Here is a 21,501-nt window from a genome sequence, read left to right on the forward strand (position 1 = left end):
ATTCTGTTTTATAAAAACTCTCTCTATAACAACCTACAAAATTAAACATGCCATAAAAAAAAAGGAATATATACGGATTTTCCGTAATAATTTGTTTATTTCTTTTTTTATCTTGGCCCTCAATAACCAACCTATCCAATTTAGAAATGAAAGAGAAAATTAAAATTATTATCAAACTATTTATCAATCAATTACAAATTATATTAACCTAAAAAAGATGATATATTTTCAAAAAAAAACAGAATATCATATTAGCAAAATACCATCAATTCATCTCATAAAATAATAAAAATAAATATTTAACGTTAAAGTTATAACGAAAAGATATTTTAACAAACAAAATAAACTAAAGAGAGGAAATAAAAAATTTCAATATTCCGACAAAATAGTCAATAAAAAATTCTTATTTGTATTTATAAACTAAACTAATAAAATGAAAATTAAATATTTAACTATTATAGCAATACTGTTCTTTTTCTCTTGTAACAAGGACAATGATGACACTAATTTGAAAGTAGAAGAATCTATTGATTTCAAGCAAAAAATGCGAGAATTTGTAATTGGTATTAGCCAATATTCTAAATCCATCAATCCTAATTTTTCAATAATCCCACAAAATGGAATTGAATTAGTCTCAACAACAAATGATGGTCTAGGAGCTCCTGTTTCTTCTTATCTTGATGCTATTGACGCCAATGGTCAAGAAGATTTATTCTACAGTTCTGAAAATGATAATCAGCCTACCCCTGATGATCGAACAGAGTATCTAAAAAAATTACTTAATATTTCTAAAAATTCTGGAAACAAAATATTGGTAATTGATTTTTGCACAACTGGCAATGACATTTCGGACTCGTATTCAAAAAATAATAATAACAACTACACTTCCTTTGCTACAACTGAAATAGGCTTAAACTCTATCCCCCTTTACCTAACCCTATCAATCAAGAAAATGATTTAAATATTAACGGTATTAATGATGCTAAAAACTTCTTATACATAATAAATCCTACACAATTTAAATCTAAAGATGATTTTATTACAGCCGTAAATAAAACAAATTATGATTTAATAATAATGGATTTGTTTTTTAGAGGAACCCCTTTTACTGCTTCTGAAGTAAATCGACTAAAAAATAAAGAAAATGGAGGAAAAAGACTTGTTATTTCATACATGTCAATTGGAGAAGCTGAAAGCTATCGTTATTATTGGGACAAAAATTGGTATACAAACAAACCCAGTTGGTTAGATGAGGAAAACACTGATTGGAAAGGTAATTTTAAAGTCAAATATTGGGATGAAAACTGGCAAAGCATAATTTATGGAAACAACAACTCTTACTTAAAAAAAATATTAGATGCTAACTTTGACGGAGTATATTTAGACATAATTGATGCTTTTGATTATTACACTAATTAATAATTTCTTCTTAATTTTATAGTCAATATAAAATAAGTAATAACACTAAAATTATTAAAATAAAAAAATGGTACGATTAATTTTATCAATTTTTAGCTTAGGCTTAACATTAATATCTTGTAACACTAATAAAGACGAAAAAACTGTTTATATTGGAGCAAACACCACACCTTGCAACGCGGGGGTAATGGAAACAGAATGTTTGCAAATAAAATGGAGTAAAAATCAAAAAGAATGGGATTTTTTTACAACACTATTCAAGGATTTAAATACGAAAAAGGTAATGAGTACGAGCTTGTTATTAAAGAAGAAAAAGTAGAAAATCCTCCAGCTGATGGATCAAATGTAAAATACACATTAATAAAAGAAGTAAGTAAAAAAAGATTACTGGTAACGAAATAAAATAATCTTATACAAATTGTAAACAAGATACATAACTCTTAAAAAATGAAATTTTGATCTTTCATTTTTAAAAATATTTTAAATAAAAATTATATATTGAAATAAAATTAACAAATTAGTTTCCCTCATTTTTAACAAAGCCTAAAAGTGGGGGAAAATAATTTAAATGATCTCTATCTTTTTTAGTCTTTTTGACTCTATAAAAAATGAGATTGTATTTATTCTATAAATAATTGACTGACTATTTTTACAAACACCTTTTCTTTAATAAATGAGATCATATCGGTATCATATAAACTTATTTTTTCTAATAACAACTCTTTATTGCTTTTCGCAATCACAAACAAATAAACAAAAGTTAGATACTCTAGGTATAATAAAACTTGTTGAAAAAAAAGGGCTTTTATTAATCCCCAAAGGACTCAGCAAAAAGAAATAAATACAATTCCTTCCTTAACACCTAAAATAACTTTTGACCCAAAGAAAAACAATTGGACTGTTATTTCAACTGACTATAAGACTACACAAAAAGGAGATTGCAAAAAAACGAATGGCTGTACGATGGTTATTACTCAAATAGTAGTAATATCAGACATAACAAAAAAAATAATTCATACTAATAGAACTGAAAAACTATATCAAAACTATGAATAAAGCAAATCTATATTTTAAAAGATCCATTCAAGTCAAATTATAGTTTAAATTTTATCCCCAAATTAATAAAATAGCTTAAAAAGGATTTTTTTTACTTAATAGACTAAAAGTAGATTAAGTAAAAGTTTTACTCATTTTTGAGATGCATTACTAATCTTATTAATAAACTAATTTTAAACAACTTACATATTCTTTTGAGCTCAAATTTAAAACTATGAAGTAATTTAATTTTTAGTCTATAATTTATTCTGCTCATTATTAAGTTCATTAATACGACTATTTTTTCTCTAAATCTAGATTACATATTAAACTTAGTAGTAAAGATGAAAAGGAAAAAAAACAAAAATGTTGTGAGATCAAAAGCATAATTTAACAGGGCGTTTGTCACTTCGACCGAAGAAATAAGTTGTCCATATTATATTATATCATCTCTACTTTTGTATTAATGAGAAGATTCCAAAATTTTAACACAACCTAATTGAGGACATAAAGTATACTCTTTTAGATTCAAAAGTTCTAATCTATTTATAATAAATTTCTAACGCATAATATGGGTAAACTATAATTTTAAAGTTAGAAAAATAAAAAAAGAGATTGTCCAAAAATTACCATTGAAAAATGATAAAATAAATTTTAAAATTTACTTTTCGGACAACCTCTAATTTATAAAATCAGTGTTTGATTATTATCGCACTAATTTTTTATATTTGATTCTTGTTGGCACTAAATCACCTAAACGCTTTTTACGATTTTCTTCATAATCTGTAAATCCTCCTTCAAAATAATATACTTGTGAATCTCCTTCAAAAGCTAAAATATGAGTACATACACGGTCTAAAAACCAACGATCGTGAGAAATAATTACGGCGCAACCTGCAAAATTTTCTAATCCTTCCTCTAATGCACGAAGTGTATTTACATCTAGATCATTAGTAGGTTCATCTAATAATAATACGTTTCCTTCTTCTCTTAAAGTCATAGCTAAGTGCAAACGATTACGTTCTCCTCCTGATAGTGTTGCTACTTTTTTGTTTTGCTCACTACCTGAAAAATTAAATTTAGATAAATAGGCACGTGAATTTACCTGTCGTCCCCCCATCATGATCAATTCTTGACCATCACAAAAGTTTTCCCAAATAGATTTTTCTGGATCAATATTTTTATGTGTTTGATCAACGTATGCTATTTTAACTGTTTCTCCTATTTCAAATGAGCCAGCATCTGCTTGTTGCTCTCCCATTATCATACGGAAAATAGTTGATTTACCAGCACCATTTGGACCAATAATTCCTACAATACCTGCTTGTGGCAAAGTAAAATTCAAATTATCATATAATAATTTGTCACCAAATGCTTTGGCTACATTTTTAGCCTCGATTACATTAGTTCCTAAACGAGGTCCATTAGGAATATATAATTCTAATTTTTCTTCTAATTGTTTAGAATCTTCATTTAATAAGCGATCATAATTTTGGAGACGTGCTTTTTGTTTTGTTTGACGTCCTTTTGCACCTTGACGCACCCAATCTAACTCACGTTCTAAAATTTTACGACGTTTTGATTCTGTTTTTTCTTCTTGCTCTAAACGTTTTGCTTTTTGATCTAACCAAGAAGAGTAATTTCCTTTCCACGGAATACCTTCTCCTCTATCTAATTCAAGTATCCAGCCTGCTACATTATCTAGGAAATAACGGTCGTGGGTTACTGCAATAATCGTTCCTTTATATTGTTGTAAATGTTGTTCTAACCAATGTACTGATTCCGCATCTAAGTGGTTAGTCGGCTCATCTAATAACAAAACATCCGGTTCTTGTAATAATAAGCGACATAAAGCGACACGACGGCGCTCTCCTCCTGATAATATTTTTATAGGTGTATCAGCATCTGGACAACGAAGTGCATCCATTGCTACTTCTAGTTTATTATCTAATTCCCAAGCACCACAAGCATCTATTTTATCTTGTAATTCTGCTTGACGATCCATTAGTTTTTGCATTTTATCAGCGTTCTCATAAACTTCTGGCAAACCAAATTGATCGTTGATTGTATTGAATTCTTCCAGTAATTTAACTGCTTCTGCTGCGCCTTCACGAACAATTTCTATTACGGTCTTTTCTTCATCTAATTGAGGTTCTTGTTCTAAATAACCTACTGTATAACCTGGTGCAAAAACAACATCGCCTTGATGATTTTTATCAATTCCAGCTATAATCTTTAATAAAGAAGATTTACCTGAACCGTTTAAACCTAGAATACCAATTTTAGCTCCGTAAAAAAAGCTTAAATAAATATCTTTTAGTACTTGTTTATTAGTTGAAGAATAAGTTTTACTTACCTTCGACATTGAAAATATTACTTTCTTATCGTCTGACATAATATGATTTAAAATTTTAGAATTTAGAATAAAGATTGAAGACTAAGAACCATAACGGACTCTATTTACACTCTTCCTTTTAAAGCATTAAAAACCCACGCATTAGCAAAAAAACCGATTCCTACGGCACTAAATCCCCATCCTGCTACATCTGCATAACGATAAATACCTAAGCCTATTAAAATTATTCCCATAACAATCATTATAAATGTTGCCCATGCTAGAACTGTATTTTTATTCATTCCTACACTCATTTTAAATTCAATATTTTATATTACTTTAAAGTTGCAAATATCGTAAATTTAGTTAAAAATTTTAACTAACATTTCTTTTAATAAATCATCTTGTGAAAGATTTATGGCTCCTACTCCTTTACTTTTTAAATCGACCTCTTTTAAGGTTGCTACAATCCCACTTACTTTTTTCATGGGATAATTTCGAGCCGCTAATTCATAATCTTTTACAAAAAAAGGATTTACTCTTAATACTGATGCAACGTTTTTAGGATTTTTATCTTTTAATCCGTGATATAGCAATAATTGTAAAAAAAAGCTAAATACCAACCCTATTGTTAAAACTATTGGATTATCTTTCGGGTTTTGAGCAAAATGATCTGCTATTTTATAAGCTTGAAGCTGATTTCGTTCACCTATTGCTTTTCTTAATTCAAATGGATTGAATTCTTTACTAAAACCAATATTTTCTTCAATAATTGCAGGGGTAATAAGATCTCCTTGCTTTAATATTATAGAAAGCTTATCTATTTCATTTGCAATTCTGCTTAAATCAGTCCCTAAAAAATCTACAAACATCTGTATTGCTTTGGGTTCAATCTGTAGTTTTTGCCCTGCAAAACACGTGTTAACCAAGTTCCTACTTGATTTTCGTATAATTTTTTACTTTCAAAAACTACTCCCTTTTTTTCTAAAACTTTGGTGATTTTTTTTCGTTTATCCAAAGTTTTATACTTATAACAAAGTACTAAAACCGTTGTAATTTGAGGATTTTCAGCATAAGTTTCCAATTTATCAATAGTACGAGATAGTTCTTGCGCCTCTTTTACAATGACCACTTGTTTATCTGCCATCATAGGATAACGCTTAGCATTTCCAACAATATCTTCTATTGTAACATCTCGACCATAGAGTATTGTTTGATTAAAATCTCTTTCGTGTTCTTGTAAAATATTTTGTTCTATGTACTCTGACAATTTATCAATATAATAAGGCTCTTCCCCCATTAAAAAATAAATAGGTTTGATAATTCCTGCTTTTATATCTTTTATAATTTTTAGTGCTTCGTCCATTTTTTTAAGGTTTTAAACTTTAAGTTTTCCGTTTTGAAATAACTTGAAACCTGAAATTAAAAAACTACTTTTGGAAAATGATAAAGTTAAATTTCCCTTCCTATCAATTTCGGTTCAAAAGTAGCGAAAATAAAGTATCTATTTTTGATGAAATCCGTAAAAAGTTTGTTGTTCTTACTCCTGAAGAATGGGTTAGACAAAATGTAGTTCGCTTTCTATTAGAAGAAAAAAAATATCCCAAATCATGTATTAATGTAGAAAAATTAATTAAAATTAATAATTTAAGTAAACGATATGATATTGCTGTTTTTCAACCTAATGGATCTATTTTTTTACTAATAGAATGTAAGGCTCCTGAAGTACAAATTACACAAAAAACATTTGATCAAATAGCTCGGTATAATTTGGTATTAAATGCACAGCATTTAATGGTAACAAATGGATTCAACCATTATTTTTGCACAATGGATTTTAAAAATGAGCAATATGTTTTTTTAAATAAATTACCTGATTACACTCCTTATTGATCTTCTTTGATACCCTAAAAGTATATAGTATGTTTTTTATATTTTTTATCCGTTAATACTTTTTATATCAAAGTCTATTATCACCTTACTTTATTAAAAACTTTTAGTAAAATTTTATTTTTTTTACTCCAATCCCTTTAATTAGACTTATTTTTGTGGTCATAAAATATCTTTTTACTTATTATAAAAATTAAAAGCTTATTAAATTAAGCTACTCAAATATGAAAAAAATTGCTGTAGTCATACTTAATTGGAATGGACAAAAATTATTAGAACAGTTCCTCCCATCTGTTATTCAGTATTCTCCAGAAGCAACTATATATGTTGCTGACAATAATTCTAATGACAATTCAATATCGTTTGTTAAAGAACAATTTCCCCATATTAAAATAATAAAAAACAAAGACAACTTTGGTTATGCAAAAGGATATAATGAAGCATTAAAACATGTTGAAGAAGACATTTATGCGTTAGTAAACTCCGATATCGAGGTAACTAAAAATTGGTTACAACCTATTGAGAAATTATTTGATGAAAACCCAAAGATTGCGATTGCTCAACCGAAAATATTAGATTATAAAAACAAAGTAATGTTTGAATATGCAGGCGCAGCAGGCGGTTTTATAGATCGTTATGGTTTTCCTTTTTGTAGAGGTAGAATCTTTGAAACCTTAGAACAAGATAATGGTCAATACGATGATGTTATTGATATTTTTTGGGCAACTGGTGCTTGTTTTTTTATACGAAAAGAAATATTTAGAGAATTAAATGGATTGGATGCTGATTTTTTTGCACATCAAGAAGAAATTGACTTATGTTGGCGCGCTTTTAACAAAGGATACATGATTAAATATTGTGGTTTTTCTACTGTTTATCATGTTGGAGGTGCTACATTAAAGACAGGATCACCAGAAAAAACATTTTTAAATTTCAGAAATTCATTATGGATGATGACTAAAAATCTTCCTACCTCTCAATTAATTCCTATTTTATTTGTACGAATGTTATTGGATGGTATGGCTGGAATTAAATTTTTAGTAGAATTAAAACCCAAACATTTTTGGGCTATTTTAAGGTCTCATTATTATTTTTATACCAATTTTTCTAAACAGTTCAAAAAGAGAAGTACAAATCAAAAGGGAAATTATTATAAAATAAATTCTATCGTTTATCGTTATTTTATTAAAAATGGCAAAATTTTTGATTATCAATATAAAAATTAAATTAGAATGAATAAAACATTTTTAACATTATCTATTTTAGGTCTTTTAACAACTTCTTGTGTTTCTAAAAAGAAATATGCTGAATTAGAAACTAAAAACAAAGAAACGCAAGACTTGTTAAATACCGCAACTATTAAATTAAATTCTTGTTTAGAAGAAAAATCAGGGCTTAACGCGAGTTTAACCGCTTTGCAGAATGAAAATCAAAATTTAAGAAGAAATAATTCTGATTTGATTAATAGTTCTAAAGAAATGACTGTTTTAACTCAAAAAGGAGCTCAAAATATAGAAAAAGCGTTAGAGGCAATCAAGGAAAAAGATTTAAAAATTAATCGTTTACAAGATGCTTTAACTAAAAAAGATTCTGTAACATTGGCTCTTGTTACAAGCTTAAAACGTGAAGTTGGTATAGATGATCCAGACATTAATATAAATGTTGAAAAAGGAGTTGTCATGATTTCTATAGCAGATAATTTATTATTTAAATCTGGTAGCTATGATGTAAGTGATAAAGCTAAAGGTGTATTAGCAAAAGTTGCAAAAGTTGTTAATAGCAAACCTGATTTTGAATGTATGGTAGAAGGTCATACGGATAATTTACCTATCAAAAATAGCGTTTTATTAGACAATTGGGATCTTTCTGTAAAAAGAGCGACCTCTATCGTTCGTGTATTAGAAAAAGATTTAGGAGTAAATCCTAAGCAATTAATCCCAGCTGGTAGAAGTTTTCACATTCCTTTAGTGGATAATGATACTCCTGAAAATCGTTCTAAAAACAGACGTACTAGAATTATTATCATGCCTAAAATTGATCAATTTTATGAAATGATCGAAAAAGAAATGAAAAATTTAAGTAAATAATTTTTTAAAAAAATACGATCTTGTTCTTTTTACTTCGTTCAATCATTTTACCTTTCATCAAAGTAAGACCTGAACGAAGTAAACTAACAAAATAAAAGCAAATTTATTTTTACTTTATTTTTCTCTCAATTCAAGCACGCACTTTCATTTTAATCGCAAAATAGTTTCCTCTTTCTTCTTCTAAAATTTTACGTGAGCAGGTACCTAACTTTATTGATTTTTTTGTTTCGTAACGAAGCTAATACGAAATCTGAGGCAAACAATATCGATACGTTAACTTATCCATTTTTTAAAATCATTTACTCTTTCACGAGCCACTATTATTTCATCATCTTTGTAAGAAGGCAATACTAACTTTAATCTTGAATTACTATGTATTTGAATTTCTTTAATTGATTTTAAGGATACTATAAATTTTCTGGATATGCGATAGAAATCTTCTGGATTAAGCTCATTTTCCAATTGTTCCAAAGTTCCTTCTATTAAATAATCACGGTTATCTAAAGTATGTAAATAGGTTCCTTTATCTTGACTGTAAAAACATTCTATTTCTTTAATTTCAATTAATTTTAATTGTTGTCCTATCTTTACTGCAAAACGTTTTTTATATTCTTTTTCAATAGGATTCACTAGCATTCGTTTAATCATATCAAAATCTAGCGAAAGATTTTGCACCGTTGATGTTCGAGATTTAAATTTATTAACAGCCATTTTTAAATCCTCCTCATCGATAGGTTTTAATAAGTAATCAATACTATTTAATTTAAAAGCTCGTAAAGCATATTCATCATAAGCTGTTGTAAAAATAACAGCACTTTTTATGTCTATTTCTTCAAAAATTTCAAATGATAATCCGTCAGATAACTGAATATCTAAAAAAATCAAATCAGGGTGTATATTATTTTGAAACCAATATCTTGCTTCTTCAACAGAATGTAATGACTGGCTTACAATAAGTCCTAATTTTTCTACTTTACGTTGCAATAATCGCGCTGATGGCTTTTCATCTTCAATAATGATAACATTCATATATTAGAATATTTATTATTTTTTAACAAACTAAAGGATCTTACTTTAGCAATGTTATTTTTTTAATCTTATTTAGTAAAATTATAGTAACAAAAATACAGATAACTATAATTAGATAAACTTATATATAAAAAATACTAATATAAAAACATATTTCGTTTTTGGATTACTTCCTGATAATATATTTTTATAATAACAAAAAAGGTATTGGTTTATATCATCAAGGAGTAGCTTTATAATATTCAATATTAACATAAAGGTTTTTTATTTATTATAGGATAAAAAAAAACAATTTTAAAATTGTTTGTTGAATATATTTAGAAGTATTTTTGTGATCAAGGCATTAAATAAAAATTATAATGAAAATTATTATATCCCCTGCTAAATCTCTAGATTTTGAAAAAAAATTACCTACTGATAAATTCACTCAATCTTTTTTTTTAGATAAATCCAAAGAAATAATTGAAGTAGTTAAACAATTATCGCCAAATGATTTATCTAGTTTAATGAAAATATCCCCTGCTTTGGGAGAATTAAATTGGGAAAGAAATCAACGCTTTAAAATGCCTTTTACTCCTGAAAATGCTCGTCCCGCTGTTTATGCTTTTAATGGTGATGTATACCAAGGTTTAGATGTTTATACAATGTCCGATCAAAAAATAGATCTTTTACAAAACAAACTACGTATACTTTCAGGTCAATATGGCTTATTAAAACCATTAGATTTAATTCAACCTTATCGCTTAGAAATGGGAACAAAGTTAGCTATTGGTAATAAAAAAATCTTTATGAATATTGGAAAGAAACCTTAACAGAATCACTAAATCAAGAATTAAAAAATGATGCTTTTTTTATTAATCTTGCTAGTAATGAATATTCCTCGGCTATTCATCTTAAGAAATTAAATGTTCCTGTTATTACACCCGAATTTAAAGATTACAAAAACGGACAATTAAAAATAATTTCTTTTTTGCTAAAAAAGCTCGCGGATTGATGGTTCGTTATATTATTGATCATAATATTGAAACAATTGATGGGATAAAAGGGTTTGATTATGAGGGATATTGTTTTGACGAATCGCTTTCTACTAATAATAAATTAGTTTTTACGAGATAAATTTTATATATTTAAGTCCCTTACTAAATAAAGAAAAACCTCGTAATTATTCAGTGAAATGAATTAAAACGGGGTTTTTTATCAAATAGATTCTTATTTTGAGCTAAGAAATAAAAGAAAACAAAGTTAATTTTATTTTCAAAGCATCAGATTAAAAGAAATCGGATCATTTTAATTGATAAAATAATAGGAGAAGAAAAAACAAAAAAATTCTTGATTAACAACATCTAATTTAATCTAATAGTTAGGTTATAGCAACCCATTATATTTTCTCACAAACCACTCAACAGCTAAGAGTAACACTAGTATTATTAATCCATAAACCCAGTCTATAAGTGGCGATTTTTTAACTACTTCTTTTTGTATGGGTTTATATTTTTCTACATTTTCTAAATAAAGCATCAGTTGATCTGTGTCTTTAGGAAGATATAATTTACCTTCGGTATTTTCTGCTAATTGTTTCAATCGGATGATATCGGCATTAACGAATTGTTTTTCTGCATCAAAATATAACATCTGAAATTTAGCTAAATACTGTGTTCCTGATTGTTTTTCCTTAACTATAAAGTCGTAATTACCTGCTTCTAAATTATCAAAGGCTACTGAAAAATCATTATTACCTTTTAAAAAATCGTATATTTTGGATTGTTTGGTATCATTATTTTTTAACTGAATGGTAAGCTGTGCATTTTCATCAAACTCGTAATTTTTATTAAAATATTGAGCTGATATTGTAACGGTTTCACCGGAATTATAAAAGTTTTCATGATTAACTACTAAATTTTTCTTTTTGTTATTAGAAGCTAAGTATTGTATCATTTTATCAAAAAAAAGATCAAATTTTTCAAAAGATTTTTCTTTTAAATAACTTTCTAATCGCCATTTCCAAATATTTTCTCCAAATAAAAAGGCATTTCTATTAATACCATTTTCGCTAAAGGCTAATAAAGGACTTTCGCTATCTACCATACGTATACGTGCGGTAAGTAGTACATTGATATTGGATTTTGGAATGATGGTTCCGAATGGATTTTCTAAGGGAGGAAATTGTTCAAAACCAAAATTATCAATAGAAAAAGAATTAAAATTATGATTAAAATTAGCTGAATAATCTTCCTTTTGGGCTGATGTTTTAAATTCGAATTGATTATAGTACTGTGATAATAGATTAAAATCAGTATTTAGTCCTGTAATAACAAAAGTGTTAATTTTACGATTTTTATTTTTTTCTAGAATAGGTTTAAATTCAGAATTGGGCTGATAAAAAAACAAAATACTAAAATCATCTAAGTTCTTAATATCTCTTGGTTTTAATAAAGTTACTTTTCGTTGTTCATTCGATTCTATTGCTCTTTTGATTGTACTTAAATCGGGATGCACAATCGAGGATATTAAAGCAATTTCTGTGTGTTGATCTATTACTTCTACAGCAAAATTTTTGACATTATTAAACTTATTTTTTTCATTTTCGGAGGAAGTAATAACCGCTTTATAAGTATGCACTCCTACTTTATCGGCATTTAATAAAATAGATAATGTTTCTGATTTTTTATTTGCAGAAAAAGAAATATTTTGTTTGTAAATTGTTTTATCAGAGGTTTGTATAGCCAAATTAGCGGTAACTGATTTATTTCCCGTATAATTTAAAAATATTTCTACGGGAAACTTATTCTTTAAAAAAGCATATTTATTAGCATTTAATTGATTGATTTTTAAATCTAAATATTCTATTGTATCACCTAAAACTACGGGAAAAACATTCGCATTTTGTTGAATATTAAAAACGTAATCATTTCCTTGTGTTTGATTTCCATCAGTTAATAAAACTACAGGATGGTTTTGTGTACGATACAATTGTTTTAATTTTTCAAATGCTTTGTAGATATTGGATTGTTTGCCTTTAAAATTAAGTGGTTGATCTGTATTGAGATCTTGATCAAAGGAAAATAGTTGTATTTGGTATTTTTCCTGAAGTTTTGAATTTTCAGAAATTTTTTTAGATAATTCTTTTGTTATTTTACTTTGTTTTAAAAACTCAATTGATTCTGAATTATCAACAACTATGGGTAAAGGAGTTTTCGTTATTTCGTAAGTACTTTTGGTAATAATTGGATTAATTAGTAATAATAAAACAAAAAATAGAGACGAAAAACGTAAAAAAGCTAAAAATAATTGAAGACGTGATTTCTTATTAACTTTATATAAATAGTGATAAAAAGCAATTCCTGCAGAAACTATTATTGCTAAAAGTAAAAGTAAAATTGTCTTTATCGCCATTTTTTTATAATTAGTAAAAAGCAATTAGTAAAGAGTTAATCATGAAAACTTGAACATAATTAGCCCTCTACTAATCAACACGTTAGTATAGTTTTTTTTATAAGACGGAATCTATAAATTAGGTAAGCATTCCTCCATCTACATTCAATACTTGTCCTGTAACATAAGCACTCATATCAGAAGCTAAGAATACACAAGCATTCGCAATATCCTCTGGTTTACCACCACGTTTTAAAGGAATTGTATCTCTCCAACCTTGTACCACGTCTTCATTTAATTTAGCTGTCATTTCTGTTTCTATAAAACCGGGTGCTATGGCATTGCAACGAATATTACGTGATCCTAACTCTAATGCAATCGATTTAGTAAATCCAATCATACCTGCTTTAGATGCGGCATAATTGGCCTGACCTGCATTTCCTTTTACCCCTACTACACTACTCATATTAATAATAGATCCTACACGGTTTTTTAACATTGTTTTTTGTACCGCTTTGGTCATGTTAAATACTGATTTTAAGTTGATATTTAGTACCGCATCAAAATCTTCTTCTGACATTCTCATTAATAAATTATCTTTAGTAACTCCTGCATTATTAATCAGAATATCTATAGTTCCAAATTCTGCTAAAACATCATCTACTAACTTTTGCGCTTCATTAAAATCGGCTGCATTTGATTTATATCCTTTTGCTTTAACTCCTAAAGCTATCAATTCATTTTCTAACGCTAAAGCACTTTCTGCTGATGAACTATAAGTAAAAGCTATATTAGCTCCATTTTTCGCAAATACTTCTGCTATACCTTTACCTATACCACGACTAGCTCCTGTAATAATAGCAATTTTTCCTTCTAATAATTTCATTTTATTTTTTTAATATGTATAACAACTTGTTTGGTCGAACAAATATAAAAATACTTTAATATTTTCTATAACATTTTAAATTTAAAATTAAACCTTTCTATTTTTCATTAGTCCTATAAAGTATATTTATAGCTATTCATCTATTTAAAAATCAAGCCTTATGAAAAAACTAACCTACTTATCATTATTAATAATTTTGAATACCGCCTGTCAATCTCGTGATGATTCATATATTCCAATTAATCAAACTTCAGACGAATTTCCTAATATTACAGCTACTTTTGGTAATAAAATAGATTTAAAAAATCTTTATAATTATGCAAATCAAACAGTACCTGATTATGTTACTAAATTTAATACTGGCACGAATCTTATAACTAATAAAGGAGCTACCTTAGGAAGAGTTTTATTTTATGACAAAAATCTTTCATCTAGTAATACTATTTCATGTGCCAACTGTCATCAACAATCTAATGCTTTTGGTGATACAGAAGTGGCTAGTAAAGGTGTAAACGGTACTACAGATAGACACTCTATGCGACTAGTAAACAATCGTTTTGCCAATGAAACCAAATTTTTCTGGGATGAACGTGCTTCTAGTCTAGAATTTCAAGTTACGCAACCCATTCGAAATCATACTGAAATGGGATTTAGTGGTACAAACGGAGATTTAGATTTTAATAGTTTAATAACTAAATTAAGTGGAATATCTTATTATAAAGAGTTTTTTAAGTTTGTATATGGTTCCGAGGAAATTACAGAAGCAAAAATTCAACTTGCTTTAGCTCAATTTGTAAAAAGCATTCAATCTTTTGATTCTAAATATGATGTAGGTAGAGCACTTGCAACAAATGATAACCAATCTTTCTCTAATTTTACAGCTCAAGAAAACACAGGTAAAAATTTATTTCTAACACCTCCTATATTCGATACAACAGGAAACAGAATAAGTGGTGGATTAGGCTGTGCAGGATGTCATGCTGCTCCTGAATTTGACATAAATCCTAACAGTAGAAATAATGGTATAGCAGGATCTCTTAATGGTGGTCCTGATTTTACTATTACAAAAGCGCCAAGTTTAAGAGATTTAGTTAAAGCAGATGGTACTCTAAATGGTCCTATGATGCACACAGGAGTTATTACAACATTACAGGCTGCTATTGGTCATTATGGAAATCTAACAAATGCTGCTGCAAATAATCCTAATTTAGATAATAAATTAAAACCTAATGGTTTTGGACAACAACTCCACCTCACTTCAACGGAAGTAAATGCTGTTATTGCTTTTCTAAAAACATTATCTGGTACCGCTCTCTATACGGATCCTAAATGGTCTACTCCTTTTAAATCCTAAAAATATCGTTAGAAATCGTTCTCTAGTCATATTTTTTTGTAAAGGATAATCCCAAATTCCGCATTAAACATCTATTCCGCTTTATTTTTCTTCCAATTTGAGTAAGTACTTGAATTTATTTGAAATTTTGTTTCACAACGAAGTCTAATTCGGAATCTGGTTATTGTTATTAGACTTCCTGAAGTAAGTATTTGAGAGACATACTGCCTTTATTAGGAAGGCAGTTTATTGTATTATATAAACGGTTTTGTATTTTTATGTTAATTTACTCCTTTTTATTTCTTCAATTATTTCACTCGTAATGGAAACTAATTTATTTTCTATTTGTCTTGTTAGTTCTTCCAAGTCGTTAAAGTTTGGCTTATCAATTAGTACTGTTTCAAGAATTGAATATTGAGGTCTAGTTGTTCTGTCTTTATTCCATTTAGTTAATTTAAAGTATTCCCAATATTTTTCTTGAATTGGAATTGTTTGCCCTAAAAGCCAAATTTCAAATTGCATTTTTGTATGATTCAATACGAGTCCCATTTTTAGCTTTCTTTTTTTTAAAAAGTCGTTTGTATAATAAAAATATGTGTAGTCCATATAACCTTGAAAAAGACTTCCGAATGAATATGTTTCTATAAGGTTCTTTGATAAATTTGTACTAAGTCTTGTTAGATATTTAACGAGTCCAACATAGCCTTCTTGAATATCGCCTTTGTCTAGTTGCTCTTTGTATTTGTCAACAAAATAGTTCAAATCTTTCATTCTTATTTCATATTATTATTTGTTTTGTTAGTTAGTCGAGTTAACTTATGCCTAAGCTGGTATATAAAAAAACGCACAACTACCTCCAAATATAACCAAAATAGTTTGTTCAAAAAGAATATTTTCGGTTTTAGTAGTGCTGAAAAGAAGTTAAATTATCCCAGATTCCGTATTAGACTTCGTTGTGAAACAAAATTTTTTAATAAATTCAAGTGCTCACGGAAAATTTTAGAAGAAGAAATAGTGAACTATTTTGATGATTAAAATTTGAGTACGTGCTTGATATTTAAAGAAAAATAAAGTGGAATAGATTTACTTCGTCTATTCACTACGCTCGGGTCTAATGCGTAATCTGGGATTATAGTAGATTTTTTTCTGTAAATATCGTTTTACTAAATTAAAAGACAAAAACATGTACTTTTTAGCGACTATGTTTGATAATTTTTACAGTGTAATTAAGATTAAATCTATTGTCTTTTAAAATACTTATTTATTTCATTTTGAATTTTACTTAATACTGGTATATTTCCTGATGTCTTTTTATTTAATTGATTATACGAATATTTTAAACTAAATAAGAAAATAAGTATTGACATGATATAACTTAAACTGCTTGTATTTTGATAAATAAATAACAAAATAACAAGACTTAATAAAGATAGCATAATGATACTATTTTTTAAAATTTGTTTTTCAAATACAAATGAATAACGTCTTTTTGTAATCAAATAAATAAAAATATTGTATTGAAAGAAATGAATCAAATAAGCAACACCTAATCCATTGATTCCATAATACATATAAAAATATATATAAAGAATTAATTTAATTAGATTTCCGTATATTCCTTCAAAAAAAAGATATAATATTTTATCACTTTTTGCAAAGGAAATATATCCCATACAGTATGAAACTAATTGAAAAAAAGTTGCAAAAGAAATGAATCGAATTAATAAAACCGAATTTAAAAATTCTTTAGATAAAAATAATTTTACTACAAAAGGTGCTATAATAATTAATAAAATCAATAATGGTGAAACTAACAAAACGACTACGTCCGTTTGTTCATTAACTAATTGTTTTATCTTTTTGTTATCTTTAGAAACCATAGACAATCTTGGAAAAAAATCAGTAGCTAATGCTGTTAATAAAAAACCTATATATTGAGTTGTTAATGAAATAGCTGCTGAATATAATCCTAAATCATTTAAACCTCCTCTTTCTTCTATAAAAGTATTGATGAATTGGTTAGTAATTAATCCTAAAAGAGTTGTTATAATCAGAACTAAACCTAATTGTATAATTTTTTTGGCATATATAATAATTGTATTATTTAATTCAAAACGTACTTTAATGTTACTTTTTATAAAATAAAGGAGTGAAATTATAAAACTAATAAAAGCTGAACTTAAAATTGAAGGAACTATACCTCCTTGTTTATAGTTATAAAATAATAAACTGGATAGTACAAAGCTAATAATAGATATGTATATACTTGAAACAATGATATCGTGTATCATTTGTAAAGACTTAAAAATAGTTTGTATTCCTTTTGCTAAAGTTGTAAAGAAAATAAATAAAGATAAAAGGATAAAATCTTGGTAATGATTGGATGTTTTAAATGTAAACAGGCTTAATTGTTGGGCAAAGACAACAGTTAAAAAGGTTCCTAAAAGAGCTGAAAATAAAAATAATAATATTGAAATATGGGTTCTTTTTTCTATTGCTTGCTGATCGTCTTCCTCTAAGGTATCTGATAACTCTCTTACCACACTTAACTCTAAGCCAAATAAACTAAAAGTGGATATAATGTTTAGAGTAGAATTAAAAAGATTATTTAAAGCAATACCAGAAGGACCTAAAAAAACAGCCATAATCTTCCCCTTAAATAGAGCTATTATAATATTTACAAACTGAACTAATCCAAAGCTTAAAGTATTACTCAGGCTTTTTTATAACTTTTAATATTGGAGGTGTCTTCTTGCATAATAACTAAAAATTCAGAAACAAGTTTCTTTACATCTAAATTAACAACATCTAATTAGGCTAACATCTGGTATTTTAGATATCGATAAAAGCATTAAAAAGTATTGATTATTTTTATTACATAATCTACTTCTTCTTTAGTCATAACTGGACTTATAGGCAAACTAAGTACTTCATTATGGATCTTTTCTGTAACTGGAAAGTTTAAATCATTCCATTCATACATTGCTTTTTGCTTATGTGGCGCAACAGGATAATGAATAAGTGTTTGAATCCCGTTAATTTCTAAAAATTTTTGTAGTTCATTACGTTTTTTACACCTAACCACAAAAACATGAAATACATGTTCCTCTAACGTTTTAATTTGAGGAAGAATGATTTGAGGATTTTTAATTTTTTTTAAATAACAATCCGCAATTACCTTTCTTTTTTATTATCCGCATCTAATTTAGGAAGTTTAATATTTAAAAAAGCCGCTTGTAATTCATCTAATCTTGAATTAAATCCTTTCAATTCATTATAATATTTGCTTAATGAACCATAATTACGTAATTTCTGTACAAGGTCAGCTATTTCTTTATCATTTGTTACTACAGCGCCTCCATCTCCCAGAGCACCTAAATTCTTACCGGATAAAAACTGAATGTACGGGTATGATTTCCTTTAAACTTTAAACCATGGGCTTGTGCACAGTCTTCTATAATTAACAAATCGTATTTTGCACCTATTTCTATTATAGCATCCATATCAGCTAATTGACCATACAAATGAACCACTAGAATTCCTTTTGTTTTAAAAGTTATCTTTTCTTTTATTTTAGAAGAATTTATAGTATAGGTTTCTAAATCTGGCTCAACTAATATAGGAGTAAGTCCTGCTTGTATAATTCCTAAAATAGACGCTATATAAGTATTGGCTGGAACTATAATTTCATCCCCTTTTTTTAAATTCCCTTTTTCTAAATAAGCTAAAAGGGTAAGTGTTATGGCATCTAATCCATTTCCTACTCCAACGCAATAATTAGATAAACAATAATTTGCAAATTGTTTTTCAAATAGCGTTACTTCTTTTCCTAAAATATACCATCCTGATCTTAATATTTCTTGTAACTTATCTTGAAAAAGAATTTCATAAGGTTCATTTATCTTTTTAAGTTTAAAAAAGATACATTCATAAAGTCAGGGTTTAATATAATATCTGTCATAAATTTATTAGATTCTATTTTTTTCTATGTTCTTTTATTAATTTGATTTTATATTTCTATTTCATATATATCAAAATTATAAATTGAACAGCCTAACTCTATTTTTTGTTGTAACAAACCTACATTATATCCTAGAGAACTATCATCACTAACGGTTCCCATATCAAAAAACTGAAATGAATTTTCATATTTTTGAATCAATTTAATAAATAAAAAATCAAGTGCTCTATATTTTTCGCCTAATGTAGTGGTAGCTCCATATTGGGATTTTATTCCTTTTTTGATACAAAAAGCGTAATTCCTGCCATAATTTCATTTTGAAAATAAACGGAGTACTGTATAATATTATCAGGAAATAAATTCCGTAATTTTTGTATTTCAGCTAATGAATGTACAGGTTTTGTATTATAACGATTTAACAATCTAGGCTCTAAAACTTGTGTCCAAAAGGGTTTAAAATTAGATTCTTCTCGTATTTCTAAACCTAATTTATTAATTTTATTAAAGTGTTTCATTTTACTTTTAGAAATGGAAACAGTTTTTTTATAATCAATCATTAAACTCATTTCTCGTTTAATCAACGAGCATTTGTAACGATTAAACAAGAGAGAATCGACACCTTGATTATCATTTAAATACAAATCAGGCATTTGTTTTAAGATAATCTTTTTTATTTTTTTTCTTTTAAAAATTTAAAAATACTTTCAAAAATTATTTCTATTTTGTTCAGAGCCATTTTTGATAAAAAATAAAAACCGCCATAAGTTAATCCTTGATGTGAATATACAACTTGTCCTATCCTATTAGCTGGTAGAATAGCTACTAGTCTTTTATCATCAAAAATCATTAATGAAAAATCTTCAAAGTGTTCTTTATGATATTCCATATAATCACGATGAAATAAAAAAGTCGTCCTTTTAGATTCTTCAACAAACGCATTCCAAATTGTATAGTAAGTTGAATTATATTGTATTATTTTAAACAAACTCTATTTTTAAATATTAAAAGTCGAAAAATACACATTTTAATATGCCTATACAAATTTTAAGATCTCAGATTTTTTAGATAATTTTGGTTTCTTATTTAAATACAATGAAACAAATTAGCTCAATTCATAATCCTTATATCAAATCATTAAATTTATTACAAGAAAAAGCCAAAGAAAGAAAGAAAACAGGAACCTTTTTAATTGAAGGAATACGTGAAATAGAATTAGCTAAAAAAGGAGGCTATCATATAGATAGCATTTTAATCTGCACAGAAATACTTTCTGCATTTGATGTCACTGTATTTGAATCCAATCAAATTATCGAAATATCAAAAGAAGTATATCACAAGTTGGCTTATCGTGATACAACGGAAGGAATTCTGGCTGTTGCAAAAACTAAATCTTTTAATTTAACCGATTTAAAATTACCTAAAACCCCTTTAATATTAGTTGCAGAAGCTCCTGAAAAACCCGGTAATATTGGAGCTATACTTCGTACAGCAGATGCTGCCAATTTGGATGCGGTAATTATTGCAAATCCCAAAAGTGATTTATACAACCCAAATATTGTTAGATCTAGTGTAGGTTGTTTATTTACTAATCAAATTGCAACTGGTACTACTGATGAAATTATAGATTTCCTAAAAATCAATCAAATTAATTTTTATGCGGCTACATTACAAAATTCTACAAATTATCATACCCAAGATTACACTCAAGCAACAGCACTGGTTGTGGGTACTGAAGCCATAGGACTAAGTGAAAAATGGCGAACTGAGGCTACTCAAAATATAATAATTCCTATGCAAGGAGCTATAGATAGTATGAATGTATCTGTTGCCGCTGCTATCTTAATTTTTGAAGCTAAAAGACAACGTGATTTTAAGTAATTTAACAAATAACATTTTTTACATTTCAACAAACAAAAACTAAAACCAATCTGAACACAAAAAATCATCATTCCTTATTCTGTTTCTAAAACAACCTCTTAATTAACAATTTGTTACAAAAACATCATATCTTATTGATTCCAAAATCTTTAATTTTATATTTTGGCTTTTACTATATCTTTAATGTAAAAATACTGTTAAAGAATTAATTCTTTTAAGATATCATGATGTCATTACAAATTTTGTCAATAAATTTGATGGTATTATATAATGATA

At 27.3% G+C, this 21,501-nt stretch carries 17 protein-coding genes and 4 pseudogenes; 9 read left to right on the plus strand and 12 right to left on the minus strand.

The window, feature by feature from the left end; genetic code table 11:
* Positions 1-433 precede the first annotated feature (433 nt).
* From JJC05_RS16295 to JJC05_RS00645, 3 genes and pseudogenes are all read left to right on the plus strand, one after another.
* Entirely contained in the window at positions 434-961 is a 528-nt protein-coding gene (locus JJC05_RS16295; RefSeq protein WP_258929351.1) for a putative glycoside hydrolase, read from the plus strand.
* Positions 962-1,077: 116 nt separating this feature from the next.
* Positions 1,078-1,419: an endo alpha-1,4 polygalactosaminidase gene (locus tag JJC05_RS16300; protein ID WP_258929352.1), complete on the plus strand. Its 342-nt coding sequence runs from the start codon at positions 1,078-1,080 to the stop codon at positions 1,417-1,419.
* A 187-nt stretch (positions 1,420-1,606) separates the two neighbouring features.
* Positions 1,607-1,821: pseudogene (locus tag JJC05_RS00645) on the plus strand (DUF4377 domain-containing protein).
* 1,339 nt (positions 1,822-3,160) lie between these two features.
* Here the strand turns inward: JJC05_RS00645 and ettA are convergent.
* The 3 genes and pseudogenes from ettA to holA form a co-directional block, all read right to left on the minus strand.
* Positions 3,161-4,849, minus strand: a complete 1,689-nt coding sequence (gene ettA / locus JJC05_RS00650; RefSeq protein WP_105196923.1) for an energy-dependent translational throttle protein EttA — start codon at positions 4,847-4,849, stop codon at positions 3,161-3,163.
* 65 nt (positions 4,850-4,914) lie between these two features.
* On the minus strand, positions 4,915-5,103 hold the full coding sequence (locus JJC05_RS00655) for a CAL67264 family membrane protein (protein WP_041253169.1): 189 nt from the start codon (positions 5,101-5,103) through the stop codon (positions 4,915-4,917).
* A gap of 48 nt (positions 5,104-5,151) precedes the next feature.
* A pseudogene (gene holA / locus JJC05_RS00660) lies at positions 5,152-6,155 on the minus strand (DNA polymerase III subunit delta).
* 77 nt (positions 6,156-6,232) lie between these two features.
* Here holA and JJC05_RS00665 point away from each other — a divergent pair.
* The 3 genes from JJC05_RS00665 (at position 6,233) to JJC05_RS00675 (ending at position 8,766) form a co-directional block, all read left to right on the plus strand.
* Entirely contained in the window at positions 6,233-6,682 is a 450-nt protein-coding gene (locus tag JJC05_RS00665; RefSeq protein WP_105196921.1) for a type I restriction enzyme HsdR N-terminal domain-containing protein, read from the plus strand.
* 221 nt (positions 6,683-6,903) lie between these two features.
* Positions 6,904-7,905, plus strand: a complete 1,002-nt coding sequence (locus JJC05_RS00670) for a glycosyltransferase family 2 protein (protein ID WP_235877932.1) — start codon at positions 6,904-6,906, stop codon at positions 7,903-7,905.
* 6 nt (positions 7,906-7,911) lie between these two features.
* Positions 7,912-8,766: an OmpA/MotB family protein gene (locus tag JJC05_RS00675; RefSeq protein WP_088394611.1), complete on the plus strand. Its 855-nt coding sequence runs from the start codon at positions 7,912-7,914 to the stop codon at positions 8,764-8,766.
* 273 nt (positions 8,767-9,039) lie between these two features.
* Here the strand turns inward: JJC05_RS00675 and JJC05_RS00680 are convergent, their stop codons facing one another.
* Positions 9,040-9,795 (minus strand): LytR/AlgR family response regulator transcription factor, encoded by a 756-nt coding sequence (locus JJC05_RS00680; RefSeq protein ID WP_105197091.1) that lies wholly within the window; start codon positions 9,793-9,795, stop codon positions 9,040-9,042.
* Between the two features lie 359 nt (positions 9,796-10,154).
* Here JJC05_RS00680 and yaaA point away from each other — a divergent pair.
* A pseudogene (gene yaaA / locus JJC05_RS00685) lies at positions 10,155-10,815 on the plus strand (peroxide stress protein YaaA); the annotation flags it as partial.
* 345 nt (positions 10,816-11,160) lie between these two features.
* On the opposite strand, the gene JJC05_RS00690 reads toward yaaA, so the two are convergent.
* Together JJC05_RS00690 and fabG are read right to left on the minus strand one after the other, a co-directional pair.
* Complete coding sequence (locus JJC05_RS00690) at positions 11,161-13,188, minus strand: hypothetical protein (RefSeq protein ID WP_235877933.1); 2,028 nt, start codon at positions 13,186-13,188, stop codon at positions 11,161-11,163.
* Between the two features lie 118 nt (positions 13,189-13,306).
* Positions 13,307-14,053, minus strand: a complete 747-nt coding sequence (fabG, locus tag JJC05_RS00695; protein WP_235877934.1) for a 3-oxoacyl-[acyl-carrier-protein] reductase — start codon at positions 14,051-14,053, stop codon at positions 13,307-13,309.
* A gap of 160 nt (positions 14,054-14,213) precedes the next feature.
* Between fabG and JJC05_RS00700 the strand changes: the two genes are divergently transcribed.
* Complete coding sequence (locus tag JJC05_RS00700) at positions 14,214-15,407, plus strand: cytochrome c peroxidase (protein ID WP_105197094.1); 1,194 nt, start codon at positions 14,214-14,216, stop codon at positions 15,405-15,407.
* A 255-nt stretch (positions 15,408-15,662) separates the two neighbouring features.
* Here the strand turns inward: JJC05_RS00700 and JJC05_RS00705 are convergent, their stop codons facing one another.
* The 6 genes and pseudogenes from JJC05_RS00705 to JJC05_RS16315 form a co-directional block, all read right to left on the minus strand.
* Positions 15,663-16,157, minus strand: a complete 495-nt coding sequence (locus tag JJC05_RS00705; protein ID WP_088394359.1) for a DUF7000 family protein — start codon at positions 16,155-16,157, stop codon at positions 15,663-15,665.
* A 467-nt stretch (positions 16,158-16,624) separates the two neighbouring features.
* The gene (locus JJC05_RS00710; protein WP_258929739.1) at positions 16,625-18,103 is read right to left on the minus strand and encodes an oligosaccharide flippase family protein; all 1,479 of its coding nucleotides are present in this window, start codon (positions 18,101-18,103) and stop codon (positions 16,625-16,627) included.
* A 134-nt stretch (positions 18,104-18,237) separates the two neighbouring features.
* A pseudogene (locus JJC05_RS18635) lies at positions 18,238-19,309 on the minus strand (DegT/DnrJ/EryC1/StrS family aminotransferase).
* 86 nt (positions 19,310-19,395) lie between these two features.
* Positions 19,396-19,548, minus strand: a complete 153-nt coding sequence (locus JJC05_RS16305; RefSeq protein WP_258929353.1) for a hypothetical protein — start codon at positions 19,546-19,548, stop codon at positions 19,396-19,398.
* A 68-nt stretch (positions 19,549-19,616) separates the two neighbouring features.
* Positions 19,617-19,997, minus strand: coding sequence for a hypothetical protein (locus tag JJC05_RS16310; protein WP_258929354.1), 381 nt, complete (start codon positions 19,995-19,997; stop codon positions 19,617-19,619).
* Between the two features lie 20 nt (positions 19,998-20,017).
* Positions 20,018-20,332, minus strand: coding sequence for a hypothetical protein (locus JJC05_RS16315; protein ID WP_258929355.1), 315 nt, complete (start codon positions 20,330-20,332; stop codon positions 20,018-20,020).
* 107 nt (positions 20,333-20,439) lie between these two features.
* On the opposite strand from JJC05_RS16315, the gene JJC05_RS00725 reads away from it, so the two are divergent.
* Entirely contained in the window at positions 20,440-21,225 is a 786-nt protein-coding gene (locus JJC05_RS00725) for a TrmH family RNA methyltransferase (RefSeq protein ID WP_127823094.1), read from the plus strand.
* The last annotated feature ends 276 nt before the right edge of the window (positions 21,226-21,501 follow it).

The organism is Flavobacterium davisii (genome assembly GCF_019565505.1).
Lineage (GTDB): Bacteria > Bacteroidota > Bacteroidia > Flavobacteriales > Flavobacteriaceae > Flavobacterium > Flavobacterium davisii.